This window comes from Nonomuraea sp. NPDC003201 (genome assembly GCF_053590415.1).
Genome location: NZ_JBSFTC010000467.1, coordinates 1 through 6,236 on the forward strand (window position 1 = coordinate 1; position 6,236 = coordinate 6,236).

5 protein-coding genes and 1 pseudogene are annotated in these 6,236 nt (G+C 71.2%); all 6 read right to left on the reverse strand.

The features are described 5' to 3' along the window. Positions 1 to 226: 226 nt before the first annotated feature. A complete protein-coding gene (locus ACWDX9_RS58000; RefSeq protein WP_449971867.1) occupies positions 227 to 2,299 on the reverse strand; it encodes an alpha/beta hydrolase family protein in 2,073 nt (690 codons plus the stop codon). A gap of 42 nt (positions 2,300 to 2,341) precedes the next feature. Continuing rightward, positions 2,342 to 3,145 carry a hypothetical protein gene (locus ACWDX9_RS58005; protein WP_449971869.1) on the reverse strand — a complete coding sequence of 268 codons (804 nt, stop codon included), beginning with the start codon at positions 3,143 to 3,145 and terminating at the stop codon, positions 2,342 to 2,344. Beyond that, positions 3,142 to 3,468 carry a PadR family transcriptional regulator gene (locus tag ACWDX9_RS58010; RefSeq protein ID WP_449971872.1) on the reverse strand — a complete coding sequence of 109 codons (327 nt, stop codon included), beginning with the start codon at positions 3,466 to 3,468 and terminating at the stop codon, positions 3,142 to 3,144. The genes ACWDX9_RS58005 and ACWDX9_RS58010 overlap by 4 nt, the downstream gene beginning before the upstream one ends. 148 nt (positions 3,469 to 3,616) lie before the next feature. After that, a pseudogene (locus ACWDX9_RS58015) lies at positions 3,617 to 4,334 on the reverse strand (IS3 family transposase); the annotation flags it as partial. Positions 4,335 to 4,469: 135 nt separating this feature from the next. Beyond that, positions 4,470 to 5,639 carry a zinc-dependent alcohol dehydrogenase gene (locus ACWDX9_RS58020; protein ID WP_449971874.1) on the reverse strand — a complete coding sequence of 390 codons (1,170 nt, stop codon included), beginning with the start codon at positions 5,637 to 5,639 and terminating at the stop codon, positions 4,470 to 4,472. Further along, positions 5,636 to 6,236 (reverse strand): SRPBCC family protein (locus ACWDX9_RS58025; RefSeq protein WP_449971877.1); only part of this gene is annotated, 601 nt, incomplete at its 5' end. The genes ACWDX9_RS58020 and ACWDX9_RS58025, both read right to left, overlap by 4 nt.

The window sequence follows — 6,236 nt, forward strand, 5'->3', positions numbered from 1 at the left end:
GGTGGAGCAGGCGATCCTCGCCCAGAACTGCCCCCCGGCCCGCCATACGGCCATCTTCACCTGCTACAACGTCACCGCCATGGCATCCGGCGCGCGCCACAGCCCGCTGAGAGTGCCTCTCGATCAGCACGCGCAGCTGGGCCTCGGCCTCGGAAGGACGGGGGCGTCAGTGTTCTGCTTGGCAGGCAGGTCCTGCACCGTAGCCCCGGAACATACGGATCAAGAATCAGCGGAGCGCGCGCACCTCGGGATAGGGGTGGGCACCGGCCAGAAGCGGTGAGGCGCGACGCCGGAGCGCCTGGTCGGCGAACTGGATGACGTAGTCGTCCTGGATCCGCAGTCCGCGTGCGCCGTCGATGGATTCGAGGGGAAACGCGGCGCGGATCGGTGCTGCCAGGTAGATCACGGCGTAGTCGGTGAAGTTGAAGTGGCCGGTGCCGGCGATCTCGTAACGCCAGAACGAACCGGTGCTGGCGGCGACCAGACTCCGGGTCGTGTCGCGCATGGTCCGGTTTTCGGAGTCGCCGGCCTGGCAGATGCCGGTGACGCAGGAGTTGTCGCCGCCGAGGATCATGGCGGGCGCGCGTAGTCCGTCGCGGACGACGCTGCCGTACAGGGCTCCGTCCAGGTCGACCGCGCCCGCGCAGGACGGGTCGTCGTGGCAGGCCTGGAAGGCGGTGGCGCCGCCGAAGGAGTGCCCGACGTAAAGAGGGTGGCTGGTGTCGACGTGTCCGCCCAGGCGAGGATCGCGGTCGAGCTCGGCGACCCGGGTGACGACGAATCGGACATCGGCCGTCCAGACGTCCAGCAGCCGGACGGCGTGCGTCTCATTGAAATCGTCGGGTTTACCCGATGGTGTGCTGGTGACGACGTGCCCGTGCAGGACGCTGACGTTGGCGCTGTAGGTGGGTGTCACGCCGGCCACCAGATAGCCGTGGCTGGCCAGGTCTTGGGCCAGGGTGCTGAAGACCGGCGCGTTGAGTCCCATCCCGGGCATCAGGACGATGAGCGGGAAGCGGCCTGGTGCCGCGTCAGCCTCGTCGACCGCTCGGGTGCGTACCGCGGCGAAGCTGCCTTCGCCGAGCCCTGGCAGCGGGGTCGGGATGTGCTGCCGTTGCCACTGGCCCGGGGTGTAGGGGGCGCGCGGGCCGTCGGCGTCACGTTGCGCCGGGTACCAGATCCACACCGACAGCTCGCGTGGCAGGCCGGTTCGTGGCGCGAAGGAGTCGGTGCGGCTGGTGTCGCTCCATTCCCGGAACGTCCGCCCGACTCCGTATGCTCCGGTCGGCGCGGGCAGGTCCTGCGGCAGCACTCTCCGTACGCTCACCGCGCCGAGATACCCGACGACCAGCACGACGATCGTCAGCGGCAGCCCGACCAGGATCCGGGACGCGCGGCGCCCGCGCGTCCTGAACGCCTGCACCAGCAGGGTGACGAGGGCGACGACGCCCGCCAGGGCGGCGACGAGCCGGCTGATGTCGCCCAGGGTGTCGAGCGGGTAGTCGAGCAGGTAACTGATCCCTTCACGGAAGGCGACAGTGACAGGGACGCTCACGGCCGCGCCATAAAGCCCCGCCAGGAGAACCGGCATGCGACGGGGTTGCCGGGCCGGGCGCAGGAGGCCCAGGTAGGCGTTGAGCGGGACGAGCAGCGCGACCAGCAGGCTCGCGCCGACGACGACGCGGAAGGCGACCGCCTGCAAGGGGTACGGGCCCAGCCCGTCGCCGAGCGCCTCGGCGAGCGCGAGCCAGCTCGACACGGCGGTCGCGAGCACCACCGCCGCGACGATCCGGCGCCTGCGCAGCCACTCGGCCGGCCGACGGGCCCAGCCGACCGGCACTGTCAGGCGCTCCGCGACCGCCACAAGATCCTCGACCCAGTCGGTGTCGCCCAGGGGCGCGACCCCTTCACGGCGTAGAGCCATCGTCAGGGGCACAGCCGACAGGGTCACGACCGCCAACCCGGCGATCAGCAGGTACTGCTGCCATCCCCGCATGTCGGCGTGCGCACCGGCGGCGACCGATGCCCAGCACGTCACCGCGGTCGCCGCCACCGCCGCGAGCACCACCCGAGCTCCCCGCACCAGATCGCCGGAGGCCGGCCGTATCCAGGCGCGGACGGCGATGGCCAGCGCCAGCGCGGGGACGAGGAGTTGGGTGCAGGAGATCACGACGTCATAGGGATCGTCCTGCCACGGGCTGAAAGCGCGCACGGCGCGGGACTGCGTGGTCAGCAGGATGAACGTGGTGAAGGCCACCGCGGACACCATGCACCACCGCAGGGCTCTGGAGAACGTCACACGGCGCACGCTAGTACGCGAAACGATATACCGTCAAACGTACTAATGGCGACAGGCGCGGGCGACGCTGAACGTCGCGCACAGCGCCGCGCCCGCGCCGACCGCGACGCCTGCCAGCGTCAGCAAAGTCCGGTCGGCCATCGCGGTCGCGATGCCGTCCACCACCGCGACCGCGCCGAGCAGGACCGCCACGACCCCGGCCAGCAACACGGGCCGCCGCATCACCGCGACCGGCGGCCGGGCCCGCCGCAAGGTGACGACCGGTCCTGCGGCGACCGCGAGCACCATCGCGCCCAGCCCGATCAGCCACACCAGTACGCCCGCCAGAAAGCCCGCCGACAGCCGGTGTGGTTGCGCGAGCAGCAATGCGCCCGCGACCTCGGCACCGACCAGGACCCCGCCAGGCAACAGCGGCAGCAGCAGGCGACGATCGCGCGTAGGCATCAGCACCCGCAGCGCCAGCAGGGCCGCGGCAGCCGCCGCCACGACGCAGCCTGCCACCACCAGCCACCCGGCCAGCCCCATCAGTGTGCGCACCGACTGCGGCGTCCCCGGCGACGGCGGATCCAGCAGCAATCGATCAAGCACCGGCATCGACGAGATGCCCACGCACCAAGCCACCCAGGTCGTGGCCAGCGTCGCCTGCAAACGTCGGCGGACGCGCGCCTCCCCATCGCCCGCAAGGGCCGGACGCACCCAGGCCCGCGCGGCGCCCAGCGCGAGATCCATCACCACGCCGGGGCCGCCGCCCAGATCCTGGACCAGTGCCGCGAGCTCCTCCCCATAGCGCTCGCGAAACCATGGCGGATAGCAGACCAGCACAAAGCGCGCCGCCAGACCACTCACCGGACCACGCCTGCGGACAACCGGCTCAGCCCGACAGTGGCGAAGCGCGACATCTCGGCCAGACGTTCGGCCAGCGCCGCGGCTCCCGCCGCGGTGATCCGGTACGGCCGGCGCCGCTCCTCCCCCGGCAGCGCCTCGACCAGGCCCTGGTCCTCGAGCCTGGACAGCGCGGCGTACAGGGTTCCCGGGCCGAGCGTGATGCCGGCCTGCTCCTGGACATCCTTGATGATCGCGTACCCGTGCTTGGGCCCCTCGGCCAGGCTGCCCAGGATCAGCAGCGGCGGATTGCCCCAGCCCAACGGATCGGCACGACGCGCCACCACGCCCCCGTAATACGTCAAACGATAGTCTGTTAAACAATACTACTGTGGCGTGCCTGAGGAAATCCGGCGAAAGGCGCGGTCAGGAACCTGGCGCCGGAGCCGCCGCCGGGCGCCGTACCTGTGCTGAACGCTGGTGTGGCTCACGTACGGCACGCCGCCCCGAGGCGTCGGGCCAGCGGTGTTCGCCCTGCAGCGTTTCGCGTTTGAGGGTGGCGTTGAAGGACTCGGCCGCCGCGTTGTCGGCGCTGGTGCCGACCGCGCCGCGTGAGCGGGTGACGCCGAGCCGGCGGCAGGCTCGCGCGAACTCTCGCGGGCAGTACTGCGCCCCGTTGGCCCTGTGGAACACCGCGCCGTCCAGGCTGCCGCCCCGCGTGTGCGCCGCGGCCTGCAGCGCGTCGACGACCAGCTCGGTGCGCATGTGATCGGCGATCGACCAGCCCGCCAGCCGGCGCGAGCACAAGTCCACCACAGTGGCCAGGTAGAGGAACCGGCCGCCGCCCACAGGCAGATAGGTGATGTCGCCGACGTAGCGGGTGTTCGGCTGCTCGGCGGTGAAGTCGCGCTGCAACAGGTCGGCCACCGGTGCCGCGTCCGGCTCCGGAACAATGATGCGGACCTTACTGCGCAGCCGCAGCCCGGCGATGCCGTGCTCGCGCATCACCCGTTCCACCCGCTTGCTGATTGACCACGATTCCGGCCGCGCGCAGCTCGGCCGTCATCCGGGGCGAGCCGTAGGTGCCGTCATGCTCGGCATGGACCCGCCGTACCTGCTCGGCCGGCTGCTCATCGGCCTGGCGGCGGGCCAGCCGCGCCGCGGCGCCCTTCAGCCACCGGTAAAAGCCCGAGCGTGACACCCGCAGCGTCTCGCGGCTGACCCCCAGATCCCGCGCGATCGACGTGATCGTCCGGTCCGGCCGCGACAACACCAACGCCACCGCGTCCGCACCAGCGGTCCACCGCGGAAATCGAGTGGAACCGGCTCTGGGCCGCGAAGGCAGGCGCTACGGAGTGAGGACCACCTTGTTGCATTCGTCCTGCTTGTGCTTGAACAGCTCGAACCCGCGCGGCGCCTCGCTGAGCGGCATCCGGTGCGAGATGACGAAGCTCGGGTCGATCTCGCCCGCGCGGATCCGCTGCAGCAGCGGCTCGGTGTAGCGTTGCACGTGGCACTGGCCGGTGCGGATGGTCAGCGACCGGTTCATGACGGTGCCCATCGGGAACTTGTCCACGAATCCGCCGTAGACGCCGATGACGGAGACCACGCCGCCGTTGCGGCAGGCCATGATGGCCTCGCGCAGCACGTAGGGGCGTTCGGTCTCCAGCCGGGCGGCCTGCTTGGTGCGGTCGTAGGCGTACATGGCCGGGGTCGGGTGGTGCGCCTCCATGCCGACGGCGTCGATGCAGGCGTCCGGGCCGCGCCCGCCGGTCATGTCGCGCAGCGCCTCCAGCACGTTCACCTCCTCGTAGTTGAGGACCTCGGCGCCGGTCCGCTGCACCCGCCGCAGCCGGTAGGGGAAGCGGTCGATGACGATGACCCGGTCGGCGCCGAGCAGGAACGCGCTGGCCGCGGCGAACTGCCCGACCGGTCCCGCGCCCCAGATCGCGATCGTGTGGCCCGGCTTGATGTCGCACATCTCCGCGCCCATGAAGCCGGTGGGGAAGATGTCGGACAGGAACAGCACCTTCTCGTCCGGCAGGTCGTCCTCGATCTTGATGGGGCCGACGTCGGCGAACGGGACGCGCGCGTACTCGGCCTGCCCGCCGGGGAAGCCGCCCAGCATGTGGGAGTAGCCGAAGATGCCGGCGGGCGCGTGGCCCATCAGCTTCTCGGCCATCCCGGCGTTGGGGTTGGAGTTCTCGCACACCGAGTACAGGCCGTCCTGGCAGGCGAAGCAGGCGCCGCAGGCGATCGGGAACGGCACCACGACGCGGTCGCCGACGTGCAGGTTGCGCACACCGGGGCCGACCTCGACGACCTCGCCCATGAACTCGTGGCCGAGCACGTCCCCCTTCTTGACGGTCGGGATGTAGCCGTCCACGAGGTGCAGGTCGGAGCCGCAGATCGCGGTCGAGGTGATGCGGACGATCGCGTCGCGCGCGTTGAGGATCTGCGGGTCGGGAACGTCTTGGATCTCCAGGCGGTTGCGGCCCGCCCACACGTTGGCTTTCATGCCCGTCCTCCGATCGGTTGTGCGGGACGCTGGCGGAGCTGGCGCAGGGCGCGGTGGCCCTCGGGGCTGCCCTCGGAGCGGACCACCTCGCCGGTCTCCATGACCTGCTTGAAGCGGCGCAGGTCGTCGCGGACCTGCTGCTCGGGGTGCTCGCCGAACATGCGGGCGACGGCGGCGGCGAGTTTGCGGCCGGGCGCGCCGTACTCCAGGGAGACGTCCACGACGGTGCCGCGCCCGGCGGGGCCGTCGGTGAAGCTGACCAGGCCGGCGGTGGAGACGCCGGTGCCGGGCACGGACCGCCAGGCGATCAGGTCGCCGGCCCGCTCGTCGATGATCTCGGCCTCCCACTCCAGGTCGACGAACGGGCCCTTGGCCTTCCAGCGGGAGCGGAGCTGGTTGATGGCGCGCACCGAGTCCAGGTGGACCATGAAGGAGGGCAGGTTCTCCAGGTCCCGCCAGAAGCGGTAGACCTCCTCGCGCGGCTTGTTGATGATGATGGAGGCGCGCACCTGCAGCGGGCCCTTGGCCTTGGCGCTGCCGCGCCGGGCGCAGACGGCGTCCAGGGCGGTGATGCCGGCGACGGCGCCGAGCGCGGCC